The organism is Pseudochrobactrum albidum (assembly GCF_051851455.1).
In the GTDB taxonomy this organism is placed as follows: domain Bacteria; phylum Pseudomonadota; class Alphaproteobacteria; order Rhizobiales; family Rhizobiaceae; genus Pseudochrobactrum.
This window is the reverse complement of record NZ_JBPVTR010000021.1, coordinates 66,588-89,101: the sequence shown is the minus strand read 5'-3', so window position 1 is coordinate 89,101 and position 22,514 is coordinate 66,588. Positions and strand designations below refer to the sequence as shown.

General features: G+C 49.8%; 18 protein-coding genes. 12 read left to right on the top strand and 6 right to left on the bottom strand.

The window, feature by feature from the left end; all coding sequences use genetic code 11:
- Positions 1-58 precede the first annotated feature (58 nt).
- From metG to ACSTTO_RS06180, 4 genes are all read left to right on the top strand, one after another.
- Entirely contained in the window at positions 59-1,597 is a 1,539-nt protein-coding gene (gene metG, locus ACSTTO_RS06195; RefSeq protein WP_439272278.1) for a methionine--tRNA ligase, read from the top strand.
- 81 nt (positions 1,598-1,678) lie between these two features.
- Entirely contained in the window at positions 1,679-2,455 is a 777-nt protein-coding gene (locus ACSTTO_RS06190) for a TatD family hydrolase (RefSeq protein ID WP_439272277.1), read from the top strand.
- Positions 2,456-2,547: 92 nt separating this feature from the next.
- Complete coding sequence (locus ACSTTO_RS06185) at positions 2,548-3,375, top strand: MBL fold metallo-hydrolase (RefSeq protein WP_439272276.1); 828 nt, start codon at positions 2,548-2,550, stop codon at positions 3,373-3,375.
- Between the two features lie 114 nt (positions 3,376-3,489).
- Positions 3,490-4,509: a histone deacetylase family protein gene (locus ACSTTO_RS06180; protein ID WP_439272275.1), complete on the top strand. Its 1,020-nt coding sequence runs from the start codon at positions 3,490-3,492 to the stop codon at positions 4,507-4,509.
- A 98-nt stretch (positions 4,510-4,607) separates the two neighbouring features.
- On the opposite strand, the gene ACSTTO_RS06175 is transcribed toward ACSTTO_RS06180, so the two are convergent.
- From ACSTTO_RS06175 to cckA, 4 genes are all read right to left on the bottom strand, one after another.
- Positions 4,608-4,952: a hypothetical protein gene (locus tag ACSTTO_RS06175; protein ID WP_439272273.1), complete on the bottom strand. Its 345-nt coding sequence runs from the start codon at positions 4,950-4,952 to the stop codon at positions 4,608-4,610.
- Positions 4,953-5,096: 144 nt separating this feature from the next.
- The gene (locus ACSTTO_RS06170) at positions 5,097-5,312 is read right to left on the bottom strand and encodes a hypothetical protein (protein ID WP_439272271.1); all 216 of its coding nucleotides are present in this window, start codon (positions 5,310-5,312) and stop codon (positions 5,097-5,099) included.
- Between the two features lie 466 nt (positions 5,313-5,778).
- Positions 5,779-6,882: a branched-chain amino acid ABC transporter substrate-binding protein gene (locus tag ACSTTO_RS06165; protein ID WP_439272269.1), complete on the bottom strand. Its 1,104-nt coding sequence runs from the start codon at positions 6,880-6,882 to the stop codon at positions 5,779-5,781.
- 114 nt (positions 6,883-6,996) lie between these two features.
- A complete protein-coding gene (gene cckA, locus ACSTTO_RS06160) occupies positions 6,997-9,621 on the bottom strand; it encodes a cell cycle histidine kinase CckA (protein WP_439272267.1) in 2,625 nt (874 codons plus the stop codon).
- A gap of 811 nt (positions 9,622-10,432) precedes the next feature.
- On the opposite strand from cckA, the gene ACSTTO_RS06155 reads away from it, so the two are divergent.
- The gene (locus ACSTTO_RS06155; RefSeq protein ID WP_439272266.1) at positions 10,433-11,596 is read left to right on the top strand and encodes a hypothetical protein; all 1,164 of its coding nucleotides are present in this window, start codon (positions 10,433-10,435) and stop codon (positions 11,594-11,596) included.
- Between the two features lie 353 nt (positions 11,597-11,949).
- Here the strand turns inward: ACSTTO_RS06155 and ACSTTO_RS06150 are convergent, their stop codons facing one another.
- Both ACSTTO_RS06150 and ACSTTO_RS06145 read right to left on the bottom strand, forming a co-directional pair.
- Positions 11,950-13,188, bottom strand: coding sequence for an MFS transporter (locus ACSTTO_RS06150; RefSeq protein ID WP_439272264.1), 1,239 nt, complete (start codon positions 13,186-13,188; stop codon positions 11,950-11,952).
- A gap of 267 nt (positions 13,189-13,455) precedes the next feature.
- Positions 13,456-14,304 carry a MurR/RpiR family transcriptional regulator gene (locus ACSTTO_RS06145; protein WP_439272263.1) on the bottom strand — a complete coding sequence of 283 codons (849 nt, stop codon included), beginning with the start codon at positions 14,302-14,304 and terminating at the stop codon, positions 13,456-13,458.
- Between the two features lie 183 nt (positions 14,305-14,487).
- Between ACSTTO_RS06145 and ACSTTO_RS06140 the strand changes: the two genes are divergently transcribed.
- From ACSTTO_RS06140 to ACSTTO_RS06110, 7 genes are all read left to right on the top strand, one after another.
- The gene (locus tag ACSTTO_RS06140; RefSeq protein WP_439272261.1) at positions 14,488-15,303 is read left to right on the top strand and encodes an N-formylglutamate amidohydrolase; all 816 of its coding nucleotides are present in this window, start codon (positions 14,488-14,490) and stop codon (positions 15,301-15,303) included.
- Between the two features lie 106 nt (positions 15,304-15,409).
- Positions 15,410-15,970 (top strand): TRAP transporter small permease subunit, encoded by a 561-nt coding sequence (locus ACSTTO_RS06135; RefSeq protein WP_439272260.1) that lies wholly within the window; start codon positions 15,410-15,412, stop codon positions 15,968-15,970.
- Positions 15,967-17,292, top strand: a complete 1,326-nt coding sequence (locus tag ACSTTO_RS06130; RefSeq protein WP_439272259.1) for a TRAP transporter large permease — start codon at positions 15,967-15,969, stop codon at positions 17,290-17,292. Before ACSTTO_RS06135 ends, ACSTTO_RS06130 begins: the two co-directional genes overlap by 4 nt.
- Positions 17,293-17,377: 85 nt before the next feature.
- Complete coding sequence (locus ACSTTO_RS06125; RefSeq protein WP_439272258.1) at positions 17,378-18,445, top strand: TRAP transporter substrate-binding protein; 1,068 nt, start codon at positions 17,378-17,380, stop codon at positions 18,443-18,445.
- 85 nt (positions 18,446-18,530) lie between these two features.
- Entirely contained in the window at positions 18,531-19,901 is a 1,371-nt protein-coding gene (locus ACSTTO_RS06120) for a glutamine synthetase family protein (RefSeq protein WP_439272257.1), read from the top strand.
- Positions 19,902-19,924: 23 nt separating this feature from the next.
- Positions 19,925-21,310, top strand: coding sequence for an aldehyde dehydrogenase family protein (locus tag ACSTTO_RS06115; RefSeq protein ID WP_439272256.1), 1,386 nt, complete (start codon positions 19,925-19,927; stop codon positions 21,308-21,310).
- Positions 21,311-21,327: 17 nt separating this feature from the next.
- Complete coding sequence (locus ACSTTO_RS06110) at positions 21,328-22,500, top strand: iron-containing alcohol dehydrogenase (protein WP_439272255.1); 1,173 nt, start codon at positions 21,328-21,330, stop codon at positions 22,498-22,500.
- The last annotated feature ends 14 nt before the right edge of the window (positions 22,501-22,514 follow it).

Genomic DNA, 22,514 nt, shown 5'->3' with positions numbered 1-22,514 from the left:
ATCAGTTATCATCATATTGACTTCATGAGATAAATTATCTCAACAAGACGGATCCGACATGAGCCGCGAAAAATTCTATATTACCACTCCGATTTTCTACCCCAATGGCACACCGCATATCGGCCATGCCTATACCGCGATTGCCACCGATGCGATGGCGCGTTTTCAGCGTCTTGACGGCAAGGATGTGCTGTTTTTGACAGGTACGGACGAACACGGCCTGAAAATGCAGCAAACCGCTGAAAAGGAAGGCATTACCCCGCTGGAGCTTGCCGATAAGAATTCCGCCGTGTTCCGTGAAATGCTGGAAAAAATCGGCTCAAGCCATGATCAGTTCATCCGCACCACCGAACAGCGCCATTACAAGGCCTGTCAGGAGATCTGGCAGCGCATGGTTGATAATGGCGATATTTATCTCGACAGCTATGCCGGCTGGTATTCGGTGCGTCAGGAAGCCTATTTTGACGAGAGTGAAACGACTGTCGGTGAAGACGGGGTGCGCCGCGAGCCGATCGGCTCGCCGGTGGAATGGCATGAGGAGGAGAGCTATTTTTTCCGTCTGTCTAAATATCAGCAGCCACTGATTGATTATTTTGAAAAACATCCGGAATTTGTCGGCCCTTCCGAGCGCCGTAATGAGGTTTTGAGCTTTATCAAATCGGGCTTGCGCGATTTGTCTGTTTCCCGCACCACATTTAAATGGGGTGTGCCTGTGCCGGGTAATGACAAACATGTCATGTATGTGTGGGTTGATGCGCTGACCAATTATCTCACAGCCATCGGCTATCCGGATATGGATACGGAAAAAGCGCAGTTCTGGCCTGCCAATGCGCATATTCTGGGCAAGGATATTGTGCGTTTTCACGCTGTTTACTGGCCGGCTTTTCTGATGTCTGCCGGCCTGCCATTGCCGGAGCGTGTTTTTGCTCATGGCTTCCTGTTTAACCGCGGGGAGAAAATGTCAAAATCGGTCGGCAATGTGATTGATCCTTTTGCTTTTATCGACCGCTATGGCCTGGATCAGGTGCGCTATTTCTTCCTGCGTGAAGTGCCTTTTGGCCAGGATGGCAGTTATAATCATGAGGCCATTGTTAACCGTACCAATGCGGATCTTGCCAATGATCTGGGCAATCTGGCACAGCGTTCGCTGTCAATGATTGCCAAGAACTGCGAGGGCAAAGTGCCGGAAAAAGCCAATTTCCATGAGGAAGATACGGCTATTTTGAAACTGGCTGAAGAGGCGCTGGATATTGCCCGTAATGCAATGAAGGTTCAGGCTATTCATCAGGCGCTTGCTGCTATTTTCAATGTGGTATCAGAGGCCAACCGCTATTTTGCCGCTCAGGAACCGTGGAGCTTGCGCAAGACTGACCCTGTGCGCATGGGCACTGTGCTTTATGTGACGGCTGAGGTGCTGCGCCGTGTTGGTATTATGACGCAGGCCTATATTCCGGCATCTTCTGCCAAGCTGCTTGATATTCTCGGAGTTGCTGAAGATAAACGCAGCTTTGCTGATCTTGGCGATATGCTGGTAAGCGGTGCGCCATTGCCGGTACCACAGCCGATTTTCCCGCGCTATGTGGAAGTTCAGGAATAACAACTTAAATATAAGGATGCGGGGTGTTGATTTTCCCCGCATCAATTTTTCCCGCGTCAATATGCGGGCAGGACTTTTATTATGCTTGTAGATAGCCATTGCCATCTTGATTTTGATGATTTTGCGCAGGAGCGCGATGCCATTATTCAGCGCGCGCTGGATGCGGACGTGGAGAAGATGATCACCATCTGCACCCGTGTCAAAAAATTTGACCGGATCCTTGCTGTTGCGGAAAATTATGAGCAGGTTTATTGCTCCGTTGGCACTCATCCCAATAATGCCCATGAAGAGCTTGATGTAACAGCTGATGAACTGGTGCGTCTGGCGCAACATCCCAAAGTTGTGGCCATCGGGGAGTCGGGGCTGGATTATCATTATGATTATTCAACGCCGCAAGCACAACGCCAGGGCTTGCTGACACATATTGAGGCCGCGCGCCGCACGCAATTGCCTTTGGTGATTCATGCGCGCAGTGCCGATACGGATATGGCGGCCTTGCTGCGGGAAGAGACAGCCAAAGGCGCATTTCCGTTTATCCTGCATTGTTTTTCATCCGGTATTGATCTGGCACGCACCGGCATTGAACTTGGCGGTTATATATCTTTTTCGGGTATTATCACTTTCAAAAACTCGGCAGAAATCCGCGAGGCAGCAAAAATTGTGCCGCATGACCGGTTGCTGGTGGAAACCGATGCGCCATATCTGGCGCCGATCCCCCATCGCGGTAAGCGCAATGAGCCTTCATTTGTTGCACATACAGCTGCGGTACTGGCAGAGGTGATGGGCGTGAGTGATGCAGATATCCGCCGGATTACCGGAGAAAATGTGTTGCGGCTGTTCACCAAAATTTCAGGTTGAAAGAAAGAACAGTCTTCATTCAAACTCATAGAAAAATGATATAACCTTTTGATATTTATTTATTAAAAGAGAAATATATAGCGGATTGATAAATGTCTGATTTCTATCGCTTTACAGTTCTTGGTTGTGGTTCTTCTCCTGGTGTGCCGCGGCCGAATGGCGATTGGGGAAAGTGTAATCCGCTTAATTCAAAAAACCGCCGACGCCGGGCATCCATGATGGTTGAGCGTGTGAGCAGCACCGGCACAACGCGGGTGGTTATTGATACAGGGCCGGATTTTCGTTCGCAGATTATTGACGGGCTGGAAGGCAAGCCTGAGCGCCATCTTGATGGCGTGGTCTATACCCACCCTCATGCGGATCATATTCACGGTATTGATGATCTGCGCAGTTTTGTGCTTGATAGTAAAAAACTGATGCCTGTCTATGCCAACCGGTTGACACTCAACCGGCTTTATGAGGCTTTTGGCTATTGCTTTGCCACGCCTTTCGGCTCCAGCTATCCGCCGATTTTAAAAGCGCATGAGATTGGTAATACCGGGCATTTTACCATAAACGGGGCAGGCGGCGCTATCTGTTTTCAGGCCATGCCAATGGTGCATGGCGATATTACCAGCCTTGGTTTTCGTATTGGCAATGTTGCCTATTGCTCTGATGTCAATGCTTTTCCGCCGGAAACTGCGGCACGTTTGCAAGGTTTGGACGTGTTGCTGATTGATGCGCTGCAATACAAGCCGCATCCGAGCCATTTCAGCCTTGATGAGGCGCTGGAATGGATAAGGCGCTTGCAGCCGCGCCGCGCCATTCTCACCCATATGCATGTGCCGCTTGATTATGAAACGGTACGCAATGCCATGCCGGATCATATTGAGCCGGCTTATGACGGGCTTGTTTTTGAACTTGCGGCACAGAATATCTGACCGCTTGTGTGAAAAGCGGAAAATGCCGTGACGTAACAGTGATTTGTTTTTATTTGCAATTCAGCAAAGCTGTCCGTAGTTTCCTCATTCGTAATATGTGGAGGAGACTGTTTTATGAAATTTACCTTTGCCGAGCCGCAAACCGCCCATGATCCGGCGATGTTTTTATCGGCAGGCGCACGCAAGCCCAATCCTGAAGTTCCGGAGCGTGTCCGGCGGCTGTTGACAGGCGCAAAAGATGCAGGCTTGCAGCTGGTTGGCAGCCGTGATCATGGGCTGGCAGCTATCAGTGCGGTTCACAGCCCGGAATATCTGGAGTTTTTGCAGGTTATTTACGGGCAATGGCAGCAAATCAGCGGTGCATCGCAGGAAGTTATTCCGAATATTCACCCTAACCGGCGAGATTTTTCCTATCCAGCATCACCCGTTGGCCGTGCGGGTTATCATATGGCTGATACAGCATGCCCGATTGCTGCCGATACATGGAACTCTGCCTATTGGAGTGCGCAAACGGCCATCGAAGCTACACGGCTGGTGCAGAATGGCGCGCCTGCGGCCTATGCATTATGCCGCCCGCCGGGGCATCATGCTTATGCGGATATGGCCGGCGGTTTTTGTTTTCTCAACAATTCAGCCATTGCGGCGCAATTGCTGCGTGAGAGCCATGACCGTGTGGTTATTCTCGATGTTGATCTGCATCACGGCAACGGCACACAGGGTATTTTTTATCACCGCGCCGATGTTATGACGGTTTCCATCCATGTTGATCCGTCTGTGTTTTATCCGTTTTTCTGGGGATATGCGTCTGAACGCGGCGAGGGGGCAGGCCTTGGCTATAATTACAATCTGCCGCTGGCGCGTGGTTCGGGCAATGCTGAATTTCTGGCTGCTCTTGATATGGCGCTGGATCGCATCCGCGCTTATCGCCCCGGTGCACTTGTGCTGGCATTGGGGCTTGATGCTTCAGAGCATGATCCCTTTGGCGGTTTTAAGGTTAATGAAGAGGGGTTCACACGGATTGCACAAAAATGCTCCGGCTTGAAACTGCCAACCGTTATTGTGCAGGAAGGTGGTTATATTTGCGATCAGCTTGGCGGTAATCTGACAGCTTTTATGCGCGGCGTTGAACTTTGAATAAAAATATTTGAATATGGTTCTAAGAGGGGAAGGCAAAATGCCTTCCCTTGTTCAATCTTATGGCAAGCTATGCGACTATTCATGCAATTTTTCTGTTATTCGCCATCATCCATATGTAATTTATGCAGGATGCGGTGGGTGATCGGCGCAAATATTATACTGAAGCCTGCAAGAAAAAAGATATTGGCATAAAAGCCATAAATACCGGCAAACATTTTTCCGCCGGTTGTGGCCGGCACGCTGACAAGTCCGAACCCGCTGAGAATAAAGGCCGAGTGCAGTATTGCATCCTCAAGCCCGAAATCCTCAAACAGGATAAATCCGATCGCCCCCAAAAGAATAGAAACAGCCATAAGGGCAAACACATAAAACAAATGCTGTGCCATGCGCTGTAAAAATTTCATGCGGCTAATGAGCGGATCAGTGCGTTTTTCATACATAATAAAACCCGGATAGAGTTTTCCAGCATAAGTGTGATGCCGTTTTGCATGGCTTTAATGGGCAATGGCTATAAGCGAAAAGACAACATCAAAAACCCATGTTGCCATAGTGGCTATATAAGTGCAGCCTGTATGTTTGAGCGGTCAAAAATAGCCGGCAAACAGGTTGAGCAAGATCACAATTGCACTCAAAATTACAATTAATGAAACCACCCACACGCCAAAAGCCTTAAGCTCGGCATAATGCGCACCGGATTTTGATTCCAGATATTTGCGTTCGGCAAAAGCCGCCAGAAATACAGAGAGCGGCACACAGAGAAACAATACGCAGACCAGAAGAGTCGTTGCCTTGAAAATCATGCTGCACTCCGAAGTTGAATCGCTGTTCTGTCTTTTCCATTCTAGCCGATATGACGCAAGTTGTTGAGAAATATTATTGCGTCATAAAGTCTTTTATCAGCGGTATAAGACATAAAAAGAAGTGCAATCTCATAAATATTTTTAAATAATAATAATTTTATTATTTTACGTTAAATACAACAAAAAATACGAAAATTTTTACAGAAAAGATATTATGTTTATTCGTTAAATAAGTTTCGAAGGATAGAAGGAAGATTTAAAAAATAGGTTTAAAATATAGCTTTATAAGGCTGCATTGCTATAATTGGTATAAATTTATGCACGTATTAAATAATTTTTAAGCACAAGACAGATCGTAAAAGTGCATAAATTTCCTGATGAGCACTCTGTAAAAAGCTATATTATTTTTAAATAAAAATACCGGCGGGATGAAAATCCCGCCGGTCTTATAAACAAACAACTGCAATCAGTTGGCGACGATCTTGCCGTCTTCCCATTTGTAAATCACAAAGGTCGGCGAGGTAAGATCGCCATTTTTATCATAGGTAAGATTGCCAATAATCGTCTTGGCTTCAAGGCCGTTATGCAAGGCTTCAGCCACAGCTGCCGGATCATCAGCCTTGCCCACTTTTTCAATGCCGTCTTTCAGCACCTGCACAGCCGCATAGCCATTCAGTGTAAAGACTTCCGGTGCAATATTCTTGGCCTTCAGTGCCTCAACTGCCTCGGCAGCGGCAGGGTTCTGGGTTGAATCGACAGCATTGGTAAACAATGTGCCGGCGCCCGTATCTCCGGCAATCGCCCAATATTCAGTGTTGGAAAGACCTTCACCACCGATCAGCAGCAGTTTTACGCCCTGATCAGCAAGCTGGCGCGACAAAAGACCAGCCTCCGGATGGTAACCGCCAAAATACAACACTTCCACGCCGCTATTTTTGATCTTGCTCACAAGAGCGCTCAGATCTTTTTCACCAGGTGTCAGGGATTCATAAAGAACCTCTTTCACACCTGCTTTATTGAGGCTGTCTTTAAAGCTGTCTGCAAGACCCTGACCATATGGCGCCTTGTCATGCAGAACGCCGACTTTTTTGTCGCTCAGATTTTTGGCCACATATTCAGCGGCAACCACAGCCTGCTGATCATCACGGCCACAGGTACGGAATACATTTTCCAATCCGCGATTGGTCAGGCTTGGCGCTGTTGCAGTTGGCGTTACCATAACAACACCGGCCTCTGCCAATGCATCAGAAACCGCCATTGCGGAACCCGATGTTACCGGCCCCACGACAAATTTAACACCATCACCAATCAGCTGATTGGCAGCGGAAACACCCTGTTTTGGATCAGCAGCGTCGTCCACAAGTTTCAAAACAACTTTTTCACCCAGAATACCGCCATTTTTATTGATATTTTCAACAGCAGTCTCGGCACCGTTCTTTACCTGAATACCATAGGCAGCCACGCTGCCGGTTACCGGTGCAATCAAACCGATGGTAATATCGGCCTGAGCCTGGGAAGCAAATGCAAGTGTTGCAGCAATAGCGACCCCGGATAATAAAGACAGACGCATTTCTTCCTCCAATACTGTCCCGCAACGGAACATCTTTAAACAATATCAAGCCCCCGCACGCATTATTGCGCGGCAGTTTTCCGGTATCCAAACAGCCAATGGCTGCTCAGAAACTCAGTTTTCTTTTTCCAGCATCTCTTTAACAGCTGTTGCCAGCTGCTTGAGCGAAAATGGCTTTGGCAAGAAACCGAATTGTGCATCTTCCGGCAGATTCTTTGCAAAAGCATCTTCAGCATAGCCTGAAACGAAAATAAACTTAATATTTGGATAGGATTTACGCAACTCTCTTAACAGTGTCGGGCCATCCATTTCCGGCATAACCACATCCGAGACAATAATATCAACCTTGCCTTCGAGTTCCTCCAGCACTTCCAGCGCCTCAATGCCGGACGAAGCCTCATGCACCGTATAGCCGCGGGTCTGCAAGGCGCGCACGCCCCCCATACGTACCGCATCTTCATCCTCAACCAGCAAAACCGTGGCAGAACCGGAAAGATCAAGCTGTTTTTCTGTTTTCTTTTCAACAATAGCAGGTTTGGGCGCAGCCGCATGTCCGCTGCCTGCCTCCTCAACCTGTGCAGCAATTGTCTGCTGTGCCTTCTCTTCTACAAAGCGCGGCAGGAAAATGCGGAATATTGTGCCTTTACCCAACACAGAATCACAAAAAATGAAACCACCTGTCTGCTTGATAATGCCATAGACCATAGACAGGCCAAGACCTGTGCCTTTGCCTACTTCTTTTGTTGTAAAGAAAGGCTCAAAGATTTTGGCAAGAATATCCGCAGGAATACCGGTACCTGTATCCTCCACCTTATAAAGCACATAATCAGCTTCCGGCAATTCGCGATAGGCAAGACCGGATATTTCTTTGGCAGCCACATTGCGGGTGCGGATGGTGATTGTGCCGCCATCAGGCATTGCATCACGGGCATTGACCACCAGATTAACCGCAACCTGCTCAAACTGGCCAAGATCTGCCTTCACCGGCCACAAATCGCGGCCATGCTCAATTTTCAATGCAATATCAGTGCCCACCAGACGCGCCAGCAACATGCGCAGATCAGCCAATACATCGGTGAGATCCAGCACTTCCGGACGCAATGTCTGGCGGCGCGAGAAGGCCAGCAACTGGCGCACCAGTGATGCGGCGCGATTGGCATTTTGCTTAATATTCATAATATCCGGAAAAGACGGATCAGACGCGCGGTGATTGCTCAAAAGCAAATCTGAAGACATGATAATTGCCGTCAGCACATTGTTGAAGTCATGGGCAATACCACCGGCAAGCTGCCCCACAGCCTGCATTTTCTGGCTTTGTGCCATCTGCCCTTCCAGTGCCTTCTGCTCTGTGGTTTCAACCGCAGAAACAATGGCGGCTTCCTCCGCGGCCTCACCGCCGACATCTGAAACCGGGCTCACATAAAAGCGGATATGGCGCTCCTCATTGCCCGGCAGCACCGTATCCACCGGAGAAATCCGCGCCTGTCCGTCAAAAGCCGAGGCCAGAGCATGGGAGATTGCCTCCCGATCACGCGGATGCACCACACTTTCCAGCGAAACCTGCTGATCAAGCGTATCGCGCTCTGCATCAGGGCCAAAAATATCCAGAAAGCGCGCATTGGTTGCAAGAATACGGCCATTCACATCCACCGAGGCAATAGCCATTGGCGCAGAATTAAAGAAACGCGTGAAGCGCACTTCAGCCGAACGCTGTGCAGCCGATGAATCATTACCCTCGGCGCGGTTCAATACAATGGTGCGGCTGGTGCCGCGTGAGCCGTCACGCGGCTGCTGCACACGGTGATAAAAGCGCACTGCCAGGCTCTGGCCGTTGCTTTTGGTCAGATCAAGATCAATAACCGTATTGCGGCTGGAGCCCGGATCAGCACGCACGGCATTGATCAGCGACATGCCATTGCCTGCCACAATATCCTGCATGGTCAGAGAGCCTGCGGTAAATTTTGTCAGGTCAATGCCAAGCCATTCCGCTAATGTTGCATTAATATAAATAATGCGGCCATGCATATCGGCAGAGAAGAAACCGGCAGGGGCATGGTCAAGATGATCAATGGCTTCCTGCAAATCCTGAAAAAACCGTTCCTGTTCAGCGCGCTCTTCAGAAATATCGGTAATCTGCCATGCAAAAAGCGGGCCTGCCGCCTCATCAAGCGGATTGGTCTGCGGCGCAATCACCGGCCGCGCCTTGACACGGTACCAAGCGGCGCTTTCCATGCCCTTAGCCGCAGGGCTGATCAGGCGGATCTCTTCTTGCGCCGCAAGGCCATCGCGCACGGCATTGTTCAGCCGGTACACGGCTTCCAGCGCAGAAGGCTCACCCGCCAGCACCGCATCCAATGTCTGCAATTCTGCCGGGCTTTGCGCGCCCATCATCTGTGCATAAGCCCGGTTGGCATAAACAATGCGCCCTTTGGCATCAGTAATCACAGTGCCCTCCGGCATGGAATCCAGAAGGCTGTCCACCACATCGTCATGCTCTTCACGCGGGCTGAACTGCAACAAGCCCGTTGCCCAGCCAATAAGACAAAACACACCAGTGACAGATAAAATCCCCAGCAAAATCAGCAGGAAAGCATCACCAAGCTGCTCACGAAACGCAAAATAAAAACCGGCAACCGCAATTAATAAAATGCCCAGTGTCAGCAATCTGAAAGCAGCGGGATTTTTTCTGGCAGGCGCTGAGGTTTTTTGAAAAAATTTAGTCCGTGCTGGCTGAGACATAAGCCCCAATATCCCTTTTTCTGCGCCGAAAACCGGCAGTTTAACAGATTGCACCGCAGATCTTGCCCTTATGCAGCTTCCAGGCATTGCGGTTTAATGGCCGATATATGGCCGATAATGACAGGATGAATAAATGCAGTTACCTTTTTCAACCGTAAATATTCTGCCTTTTGGTTTTAGACGCCATATTCCGTTCCAAAAACAGTTACACATTCTTCAGATATAATTTTAAAGCAATCCCTTATCAGCATATCTGATAAGATTTTGCGGATTATGCTTCCGGCTATCTTGCAGTCAAACAGAATTATCCCTCAACGGGCGCTTTTGCCATATGTAATGCCATTTTTCCTGTTAGCTGCACCTGTAACCTGCAATTGCCTGCGGTGTTTTTCTCAAGAGCTTTCTTCAAAAGCAGTGAAAATGCTGAAAAGACATTATCAATCATTCAGCTTCACAAGAGCTTAATTTTACAATGAAATTGATAAAAAACCGATCTTTTCAGCCATTAAAGAGGATTTGCAAAGCGTCAATTATGTTTTAGACTTTAATCTGTTATAAATTTTTATATTTATTGTAGATAGCAATCATTTTTCCGGCGCATCAATATGCTCTGAACAGATTTTAAAACAGATCTCTGCATTTCCTGATATAAAATCCCTGCAGATTTTTGCAGGAATGCTCGCATAATATACCCTGTCCGGCAGCATTGTCTGATACGGAGCATTTAAACCTGCAAATTCTATAATTATTCGCATGAACCGATTATGAGACAGTGCGGATATTTATATGATTCTTATAAGGACGATTGGATATGACAGACTGGCTGAGCGGGCTTGTTGGTGAAAATGCAGCTCATATAATCAGCTTTATCGGGCTTTTCGTAATTTTTCTGGTGGCTGTCTTGTTTATTTTTTCTGCCATCAAACGCATGACAGCAAGCACCGATATTAACAAGACTTACGATACAGCGCCACGTTTAACCGTTACCGATGCCGCGGCTATTGATGGTCAGCGTCGGCTGGTTCTGGTGCGTCGTGATGATGTGGAACATCTGATTCTGATCGGCGGCCCATCTGATATTGTTATTGAAACCAATATTGGCAATCATCAAGAACCCCATCACGATGCACAGGCTTTCCGCGGCCGGCAGGGTGATTTCTCCGCTCCCGATATGATAGCCCCGCAGCCACAAAATCCGGCTCCGGCGATTAGCCCTGCCGCAATGCCTGCCGCTGATATTATTGCTGCCGTGCCGCCCTATCAGCCAGTGGCTGAAAATCCGGGAGCTGCAATTCATAATCCTGCACCTGCAGTGCAAATGCACCCGGCGCAAGCTCAGGCTCAACCGCAGGTTCAGGCACAAAATCAGTCTCAGCTTCAAAGCCAGAACCAGCCATTGCAAACCCATACACAACAAATGGCAGCCGCACGCCAGCAACAGGCGCAAGCACCGCGCAAAACTGAAACAACAGCTCCCAAACTGCATCCGGCCTATCCGCTTGGTCAGGTATCACGCGGCGTTGTTGCTGCCACATCCGGCCTTGCCGCCGCTAATAATGCAGCCCAGCAAGAGCTGATTGCCGCAGCAAAACTCAATAATAATCGCAGCGCTAGTTCCTCGCTTGACAATGTGCGCCCGGGCTCAGCGCAAGCCGAAAATAAGCCGCTCGCCTTGCAGCGCGCCACACCGGTTGCCCGTACCGCCCAGAAAGAACCGGCATTTGAAACACCCATGGCTCCCGCTCAGGGCAAAGCATCTCCGGCTGCTCCGCAGGCGGATTTTGAACTTGATCTGGAAAATGCTGTTGCTGAAGCCCTTTCAACCAAAGATCTTAGCGCGGATAATGGTCTTTCGTTTGAAGAATTACTTTCTTCAGAAATGGATCAGCATTTTTCCAACAATGAAAAACCGTCACCACAGGTTCAAAAACCGCAAGGCAGCGCAGCACTTAATATCTCTGCCCGTGATGAATAAGCACGCGATGTGAGTTGCTAGAGGTTGCTTCCGGTAAGAATGAGGTTGCTGACGCCTTCGGTCGGAGGGGGATGTACGCCAATTTGTGCGTGGTGTTAAGCTGATAATTTTGTGGCACGAATGGTTTGAGATCAGATAAGGCCATTCGTGCGTCGCATCTGAATAAGATCATTATCCTGCATTTAGGCCATTGCAGCAGGTAAGTGTTATTCTGAATAAGAGGGTTTGTGGCGCATCATCAGCGTTAAGATAAATGAACTGTCAGTATATAATGTATCTCCGGACTGACAGTTCGGTTTCTGGTAATCTATTTTGAATGGCCTCAACGTCTTTCACTTAAGATAATCAGCAGTTCAGATGCCGTTGCGCTTGGCATCGCGCAAGGCAACAGCCCAGATGAACAGGCCGCCCAGTGCCAGCGCACAGCCAACAAAGCCCGATGATGCAAAGCCATAACCTGCCGCAATGGAAAGCCCTGCAAGCCAGGGGCCCAAGGCATTGGCCACATTGAAAGCACTGTGATTGAGTGCTGCGGCAAGCGTTTGCGCATCTTTTGCCACATCCATCAGGCGGGTCTGCAGCACCGTGCCAAGGCCGCCGGTGCAGCCGACCAGAAAAACAAGGCCGGTAAGAATAAAAACATTATGAACAACGAAGGGAAAAATTGCCAGAAAAACGGCATTGAACAGCAAGAGAAGGCCGGCAGTCGGCATGAGCGCGCGATCAGCGCCCCATGAGCCGATCAGCGTGCCGCAGGTCATGCCGATGCCAAAAATGGTCAGCACCACCGGCACCCAGTAAGGTGGTACGCCTGTGACTTCCAGAAGTGTTGATGCAAGATAGGAATAAACCGCAAACATGCCGCCAAAGCCGATAGCGCCAATGCCGAGGGTGAGCCAGACCTGACGGTTTTTCAATGCTGATAATTCACGCAGCGGCGTTGCGCCCGGATGAGGCGGATCCTTGGGTGCAAAGGCCAGAATCATGAGAAATGTCAGCGTTGCGAGAAAGCCGGTTACAGCAAAGCCCCAGCGCCAGCCAAGGTGCTGCCCGAGCCATGTGGCAAAAGGCACCCCGATGACCGTGGCAATGGAGAGGCCGAGCATAACGCGACCTACCGCCCAGGCGCGGCGGTTAACCGGCACGAGAGATGCGGCCATCAATGCGGCAACTCCAAAATAGGCGCCATGAGGCAAGCCGCTGATAAAGCGGAATAACAGCATCCAGTAATAGCTGGGTGATAATGCACTGAGAATATTGGCGAGTGCAAAAACCGCCATTAACCCCACAGCCAGTGTGCGGCGCGACATGCGGGCAAAAAACACTGCAAGAACCGGCGCCCCCACAACAACACCAAGCGCATAGGCGCTGATGACATGGCCTGCGGTAGGCTCATCAATGCCAAGCCCTGCAGAAAAATAGGGCAGAAGGCTCATGGCGGCAAATTCTGTTGTGCCGATGGCAAAGCCCCCCATGGCCAGAGCTAGCAGAACCAGTTTGAAATTGGTTGTCGCCGAAGTTTTATCAGAGGAAGGCTTTTCAGCGATTGCGGATACAGGGGCATCCAGCACGCCGGTGGAGGAATCTGTCATTTTCAATTTCCTGAAGCAAAATGCTTGTGCTCTGTGCCATCAGGCCGGAGCAGCGCCACAGGCATATCATGCCGTGCCTCCCCCATTGCATGATATGCCTGATTAAAGTTAATCCAGCCAATACATTGAAATATCAATGGTTGAAAGAGAAGAATTCCGTATCGCAATTATGTGTGAGGAATATGACCGGAGACACTTTGCATAACCGGATGATTTTTATAATATATTGGTAAATCAACCTGTTTTGCCGGATAATATATTGGTAAATCAACCTGTTTTGCCGGAGCGCAGGCTTTCCAGCTCCCTGATACGGGCGGCACTGTCTTGTTCCAGCTGCTTTGTCAATTCGCGGATGATGCTTTCAGCCAGCACAAACAGCGCGGCAGAGGAATCCCATGCAGAGGGCACCTCTGTGCGTCCTGCCAGCACATGGCGGGCAAAACGGGCAATGGGCGAGAGCCATTGATCTGTGATCAGAAGAATTTCCACGCCACGGTTTTTGGCGGTTTCTGCCAGATGTAAAAGGCTTTCCTGATAACGGCGGATGTCAAAAACAATCAGCACATCTTTTTTTCCCATATCAAGAAGCCGGTCGCGCCATGCGCTTTCCTGTCCGGAAATATGAAAAACATGCGGACGGATGACTGTCATATGAGCAGCCATATATTGAGCGACAGGGTCTGTAAAACGACCGCCGATAAGATAAATATTGCCACGTGATTTTGCCAGTGAGCTGACAATATCGCCAAGCTGTTTTTCACTGATATGGCGAAATGTTTCACGGATATTTTTCAGGCTGTGCTCAACTGCGGGATAGGCGGAAGCCGGCTGGCTTTGCCGGTTCTCATTGCGATTATGCGGAGATTGCAGCTGTGCTGCCAGTTCATTTTGCAGTTTTGCCTGAAAATCCGGATAGTTCTGGAAACCAAGCCGATTGATAAAACGCAGGATTGTCGGTGAGCTGACACCGGCTTGTGCTGAAAATTCGGCAACGGTTTTCAAGCCAAGAAGCGGATAATTGGCAATCAGTGTTTGGGCGGCATGGCGCTCACCCGGCGGCATCATATCAATACGCTCGGTGATAAGTTCGGCGATGCTGGCGGTGATATTTATCATTCATTGTTCCGTTTGCGGCATGCGGATTTGAGATTTGCGCCGGTTTTAAACCATTCAAAAATACTATTTGACAAAAGATAATATTATGTATGAAATAATCCGCAATAGCGCAAAATAACAAATAATGTAACATAAGTTACATACGTAAAGTATTAAAATTTACGATTGCGTGAGGGGAACGGAATGATGGGGGAGCAGGATTCCCGCGGCGATGCCGCTTGTGCGCAGATTGGCGGGCAGGATGAGGTTATATCACCTGTCTTTGTTGTAAACGGGCAGGGAACAAGCCCCTATTTGCTGATTTGTGAACATGCCACCAATTTTATACCGCAGAAATTTGCGCGTCTCGGTTTGGGGGAGGCTGATCTTGCGGCGCATATTGCGTGGGATCCGGGGGCTGCGGAAGTGGCGCGGCATATGAGCCGTTTGCTGGATGCCACTTTGATTGAGGCCGGTTTTTCACGTTTATTGATTGATTGCAACAGGCCGCTTGGCGCCCCTGATCTTATTCCGGAAATAAGTGAGTATACAGTCATTCCGGGTAATCACAATTTATCTGAGGCTGAACGTGAGGAGCGCATTGCGCTGTCGTACCGGCCTTTTCATGACAGGATTGAAGCGGAGATTGAGGCGCGAAAAATACGCGGACAGGAAAGCCGGATGATAACCATTCACTCTTATACGCCGGTTTATAAAGGTGTGGGGCGGCCGTGGGAAATAGGCATTATTCATGATGCGGATGACCGGCTGGGCGCCGCGATGATTGCCGCTTTGCGCAAGCAATGTGAAGGATCAAAAATCAATATTGGTGTGAACCAGCCTTATTCTCCTGCCGATCGTGTTTATTTTACGCCGGAGCATCATGCCCGTAAGCGGGGTGATCTTTGTGCCATGGTTGAAATTCGTAACAATGAAATTGCTGATCGGGCAGGGCAATTGCGCTGGGCAGAATGTCTGGCAGCAATTTTAAAAACCATAGAAGCAGAACGGGGAGAATGAACAGGCCTGCCGGCTGAGAAGGGCAGGCTGAATGTGAATGCAAAACAGGACAGGCATAAGAGCCGGAACAGCGGCCGCAAAAGCCTGCAGAGACGGGAACAAAAAAGTGCCGAAAATACTCAGACTCTTCGTAAAATATGTTGATGCGCTGAATTATCGGGTCGGGCGCTGTGCGATGTATCTCATATTTGTTATGGCGGCCTGCCTGCTTTATTCCACTTTTTCACGGATTGTGCTCGGTGTGCCGGTAAACTGGGTTCTGGAGATGACACAGTTTACGCTGTCGGTCTATTATCTGCTGGGCGGTGCCTATGCGATGCAGCAGGGCGCGCATGTGCGGATGGATTTGTTTTATGACCGGTTTTCGCCAAAGAAAAAGGCGCTGACTGATGTTATTACCATTCTCTTTGTAATTTTTTATCTCGGTGTAATGGTGGCAGGAGGAATTTCCAGCACCAATTATGCCTATGTTTATAACCAGAAAAATTATACCGCATGGGCACCGGTGCTCTGGCCGGTTAAAACGCTGATGACGATCGGTATTTTTTTGCTTTTGTTGCAGTGCATTTCCAATCTGATCAAGGATTTTGCCATCTGGCGCGGCAGGCCGATCAGGCCGGCGGCCTATATTCCTGATGCGGCACCGCAGGAAGGGCAGGCGCTATGAGCTCGGAATTTATTACGCTTTTTATGTTTGCCACAATGATGGTGCTGCTGATGACGGGGCAGCGCGTTTTTGGGGTGATTGGTTTTGTAGGCTCGCTGGCGGCATTGCTGTTATGGGGTAACGGGGCATTTGAAATGCCGTTTAATGCCACATTCGCGGTGCTGAACTGGTATCCGTTGATTACTGTGCCGTTTTTTGTGTTCATGGGTTGTATGCTCTCGGAATCCGGTATTGCCAGCAATTTATACCGTATGTTCCATGTCTGGTTTGGCGCAATGCGCGGCGGGCTGGCACTTGGCACAATCGGGTTGATGGTGCTCATTTCCTGTATGAACGGGCTTAGCGTGGCCGGTATGGCCATTGGTGCGACCGTGGCGCTGCCCGAGCTTTTGAAGCGCGGTTATAATAAAGTGATGGTAACCGGTGTTATTCAGGCCGGCAGTTCGCTTGGAATTTTGATCCCGCCGAGCGTCGTTCTGGTGCTTTATGCGATGATTGCCCGCCAGCCTGTGTTGCAATTATGGCTGGCAGGTGTTGGCCCCGGTTTGCTGATGGCAGGCCTGTTTGCGCTTTATATTTATGTGCGCTGCCGCATCAGCCCGCAGCTTGGCCCTGCTTTGCCAAAGGAGGAGCTGGAGCAGATAAGCCGGGCGGAAAAAATCTCTTTATTGCGCGCCGGTTTGCTGCCCCTGATTATTTTCGGCACGATGATGGGGCTGTTTTTGACAGGCGTAACCAGTTTGGTGGAAAGTTCGGCTGTCGGCGCTTTGCTTGCCACATTGGCGGCCTTGTTCACCGGGCGGCTCAACAGGCAGATATGGGAAACCACGACACGCAATTCATTGATGATTTCCTGTATGTTTCTCTGGGTTATTCTGGCGGCCTTGTGCTTCTCATCGGTTTATGACGGGCTCGGAGCCGTAAAGGCGATTGAGAAATTACTGATTGGCACATTTGACCTGTCGCCCTGGACAATTTTGATATTGATGCTGTTGTCCTTTGTTGTGCTTGGCATGTTTCTGGATGATACCGCCATGCTTGTTATTGTGGCGCCGCTCTATATTCCGCTGGTTAAAAGCCTTGGCTTTAATGCGATCTGGTTTGGCATTCTCTACACGATAACCTGCCAGATTGCCTATATAACCCCGCCCTTTGGTTATAATCTGTTCATGATGCGCGCCTTGGCACCATCAACAGTGACCATGGTCGATATTTATAAATCTATCATTCCTTTTTTCTGCCTGATGGTGCTGACAGTCATCATTCTGATGATGTTTCCGCAAATCGCACTATGGCTGCCCAATTGGTATTCAGGCAGGTAAGGGAGTGAATGATACCGCAAAAAACATATAAAAACTGCGGAAAACGGGAACTTTAACCTGATTTAAGATAATGGGAGACACGTAAATGAGTGACCAAAAGTTTCTGAATAAGCGTGATTTTCTTAAAAAATCCGTCTTGACCACTGCAGGCGCTGTAGGGGCTGCAACATTGGCCACCCCTTATGTCAGGGCACAAAGCCCGATCAAATGGCGTTTGCAGACCTATGCCGGTCCGGCATTGGCTGAACATGTGATCAAACCTTCGATTGATGCCTTCAACAAGGCAGCCAATGGCGAGATGGTGATTGAACTTTACACTTCCGATCAGCTGGTGCCGCAGGGCGAGCTTTTTCGTGCGGTGCAGGCCGGCACAATTGATGCCGCACAATCGGATGATGATTCAATGGCTTCACCGGTGGATGTGGCGGTGTTTGGCGCCTATTTTCCGTTTGCCTCGCGCTATAGCCTTGATGTGCCAGCCTTGTTTAACTGGTATGGGCTCAATGAAATATGGGAGGAGGCCTATAAGGAAATTCCGGGGGTAACATGGCTGAGCGCCGGCTCATGGGATCCGTGTAATTTTGCCACCACCAAGCCGATCCGCTCACTGGATGATCTTAAAGGTTTGCGTGTGTTTACCTTCCCGACAGGCGGGCAGTTTCTCACCCGTTTTGGCGTGGTGCCGGTTACCCTGCCATGGGAGGATATTGAGGTGGCCATTCAAACCGGCGAGTTGGATGGCGTGTGCTGGTCGGGCGCAACTGAGGTTTATACGGTGGGCTGGGCTGATATTAATAAATATTATCTCACCAATAATATCAGCGGTGCTTGGGCAGGCTCCTATTTTGCCAATACAGAAAAATGGAACGCCGTGCCTGCGCATTTGCAGCAATTGTTCAAACTGGCAATGGACAGCTCGCATTATTACCGCCAGCACTGGTACTGGTGGGGCGAGGCGCATTACCGCACAACGGGCGGAAAACTTGAACTGACAACAATTCCTGAAGCGGAATGGCAGAAGGTTGAAGATGAAGCCATGAAGTTCTGGGATGAGATTGCAGCCAAAAGCCCGCGCAATGCCAAAGTGGTGGAAATTTTGAAAAAATATCAGGAAACCATGCGCAAAGCCGGTGCGCCTTATCGTTACGCATAACAAAGCAGTTTTACAAAAAACAATACCGCCTGAGGGGGCGGCATTGCTCCAGTTGAATAAATGCCGATGAAGCACGGAGTTGTAAATGACCGGAAAACTGACATTTGACATGCTGAAACAGGCAGTCGCCAATGATGAAATTGATACCGTGCTTGTCTGCCTGACAGATATGCAGGGGCGGCTGGCCGGAAAACGGTTCTATGCGCCGTTTTTTGTAGAATCTGCCCATGATGAAACACATGGCTGCAGCTATTTGCTGGCTGATGATATTGATATGGAACCGGTAGCCGGTTATGAGGCGGCAAGCTGGGATAAAGGCTATGGTGATTTTGTTATCAAGCCCGATTTATCAACTTTGCGGCTTGCGCCATGGCTGGAAAAAACCGCTATGGTGTTGTGCGATGTTCTTGATCATCACGATCATCAGGATCTGGCGCATTCGCCCCGTGCTATATTGAAAAAACAGCTGGCACGGCTTGAGGAGCGGGGCTACCGTGCCTATTTTGCCTCGGAGCTGGAATTCTATCTCTTTGATGAAACCTATAAATCCGCACGTGAAAAACACTGGAAACATATGGAGACATCGTCTCCCTATATTCAGGATTATATGATCCACCTCACGAGTAAAGAAGAAGCCGTTTTGCGTGCAATGCGCAATCATCTGGCCAAAGCGGGTATTCCTGTCGAGAATTCTAAAGGTGAAGCAGGCCCCGGGCAGCAGGAAATGAATGTGCGCTATGCAGAAGCACTGGAAATGGCAGACCGCCATGTCATCATGAAAAACGCGATGAAGGAAATTGCCGAAGCGCATGGCAAATGCATCACCTTTATGGCCAAATATGATTATTGCAAGGCCGGAAGTTCCAGCCATGTGCATAATTCCCTGTGGAGTCTGGATGGCAGCACGCCGCTGTTTTATGAGCCCGATGCGCCTTATACCATGTCGCCGCTGATGCGCTCATGGGTGGCGGGACAGCTTAAATATGCCGCCGATTATACGTATTTCCTCGCGCCTTATGTCAATTCCTATAAGCGGTTTCAGGCGGGCACTTTTGCACCAACCAAAATCACCTGGAGTCAGGATAACCGCACAGCAGGATTTCGCCTGTGCGGCGAGGGCACCAAGGCTATCCGTATTGAATGCCGTATCGGTGGCGCAGATCTTAACCCTTATCTGGCTTTTGCTGCGCTGATTGCCGCTGGTCTGCAGGGGATTGATGAAAAACTGGAGCTGGAAGAACCTTTCATCGGCGATGCTTATGCAGCCGTGAAGCTGAAGGAAATTCCTTATACATTACGTGACGCAATTTCAATGTTGCGCAATTCCGGCTTTTTAAGAGAGGCCTTTGGGGAAAATGTGCTCAATCATTATGTGCATACCGCTGATTGGGAACAGGTTGAATATGACCGCCGCGTCACCGACTGGGAGCTGCATCGTGGTTTTGAGCGTTATTAAATATAGCATAAAGGAATGAAGCCATGAGCGAAATGGCGAGACTGATTTCTCCGGTTGACGGCAGAATATATGCCGAGCGTGCCTGTCTTGATCTTGCGCAAGCGCAGGCGGTGGTCTCTGCCGCCAGAAAAGCGCAACAGGACTGGGCGGCGCTGACAATTGCCGAGCGGGCAAATTATTGCAGGGCGGCTCTTGCTGCCCTTGCCGCCATGAATGATGAGATTGTGCCGGAAATTGCCTGGCAGATGGGGCGACCGATACGCTATGGCGGTGAAAATGGCGGCGTGCAGGAACGCGGCCAATATATGATTGATATAGCGGAAAAGGCCTTGCAGCCTTATGTGCCGGAGGAGAGGGATGGTTTCCGCCGCTATGTGAAACATGTACCGCTTGGCGTGGTGATGGTGATTGCCCCATGGAATTATCCTTATCTCACCGCGGTAAACACGATTATTCCGGCATTGATGGCCGGCAATGCGGTGATCCTCAAACATGCCACACAGACATTGCTGGCAGGGGAGCGTTTTGCCAGGGCTTTTGAAATTGCCGGATTGCCCAAGGGCGTGTTCAGCAATGTGGTGTTGGGGCATGCCACCACGGAAGCCTTGCTTGCCTCGGGCACGATTGATCATGTCAATTTTACCGGTTCTGTGGGGGGCGGACGCGCCATTGAAAAAGCCGCTGCCGGTACTTTTATGAGTATTGGTCTTGAGCTTGGCGGCAAGGATCCTGCCTATGTGCTGCCCGATGCTGATCTTGATCATGCGGTTGCCAATCTTGCGGATGGTGCATTTTTCAATTCCGGCCAGTGCTGCTGCGGTATTGAGCGCATCTATGTGCATGAGGCGGTGTATGACAGGTTTGTTGATGGTTTTGTCAGCCTGACCAGCCAATATGTGGTGGGCAATCCGCTGGATGCCGCTTCAACATTGGGGCCGATGGCGCAGGCACGTTTTGCCGATCTTATCCGTGAACAGAAGGCAGAAGCGCTACGCAAAGGCGCAAAAGCCCATGTGAATATGCAGATTGAGAATGATCAGGCCGGTTCGCCTTATATTGCGCCTGAGGTGCTGACCAATGTTGATCATCAGATGAGCGTTATGCGTGAGGAAAGTTTTGGCCCGATTGTTGGCATTATGAAAGTGCGCAGTGATGAAGAGGCCATTGCCCTGATGAATGACAGCAGTTTTGGGCTCACGGCATCATTATGGACGCCGGACAGCGCAAGGGCTGCCACTCTTGCCGATAAGATTGAAACCGGAACTGTGTTTATGAACCGCTGCGATTATCTTGATCCGGCGCTGGTCTGGACAGGCGTCAAGGATACAGGCAAGGGCGCTTCGCTCTCGGCTCTCGGTTATGGCAATCTCACCCGTCCGAAATCCTATCACCTGCGTGAAAAGCTCTGAAATTTTAAGGTAAGAAAATGAGCAGTATGATATCGAAATGGAATTTTCCGACCACTGTGCTGTTCGGCGCAGGCCGCATCAAAGAACTGCCTGCGGTTCTGGCCGGTGCGGGCATTAAAAATCCGCTCTTTGTGACCGATCCGGGGCTGGCAAAATTGCCGGTGGTGGCCACAACATTGGCCGTGTTGGATCAGGCCGGTGTGCAATACGGCATATTTACGGATGTAAAACCCAATCCGGTTGAGAACAATCTTAATGCCGGGGTTAAGGTTTTTAATGACGGTAATCATGATGGTGTGATTGCCTTTGGCGGGGGCTCGGCGCTGGATCTTGGTAAGCTGATCGCGTTTCAGGCGAAACAGACACGTCCGGTCTGGGATTTTGAAGATATTGGTGATTGGTGGGCACGGGCAGACAGCAATGTGATTGCGCCGGTTATTGCCGTGCCGACAACGGCCGGTACCGGCTCGGAGGTTGGCCGTGCCGGTGTGCTCACCAATGAGGCGACACATACCAAAAAAGTGATTTTTCATCCCAAAATGCTGCCGGTGACTGTGATTGCTGATCCGGAACTGTCTGTTGGCATGCCGCCTTTTATCACAGCGGGTACGGGGCTGGATGCATTGGCGCATTGTCTGGAGGCCTATTGTGCGCCCGGTTATCACCCTATGGCTGATGGTATTGCGCTGGAGGGGATACGGCTGGTGTTTGAAAATCTGCCCAAAGCTTATCATAACGGGCAGGATATCACGGCGCGCGCCAATATGATGGCGGCGGCGGCGATGGGCGCAACAGCCTTTCAGAAAGGGCTGGGGGCTATTCATTCCCTGTCACATCCGATCGGCGCATTATATGATACCCATCATGGTATGACCAATGCGGTGTTTATGCCTTATGTGCTGCATTATAACCGTCCGGCCATTGAAAACCGGATTGCGCGTCTTGCGGATTATCTTGGTATACAGGGAGGCTTTGACGGTTTTGTTGCTGCGGTTATGAAATTGCGCAAAGAACTGAATGTGCCGGACAGCCTGCCGGATTTTATCAAAGGGCTGGAAATGGATGAGGCGCGCAAGACCATGATTGCTGAAATGGCTATTGTTGACCCGACAGCAGGCGGCAATCCGGTGGAACTGACCAGGGAAGGTGCCCTGAAACTGCTTGATCAGGCTCTTGAAGGCACTCTCTGAAGGAAAAGTCTGAA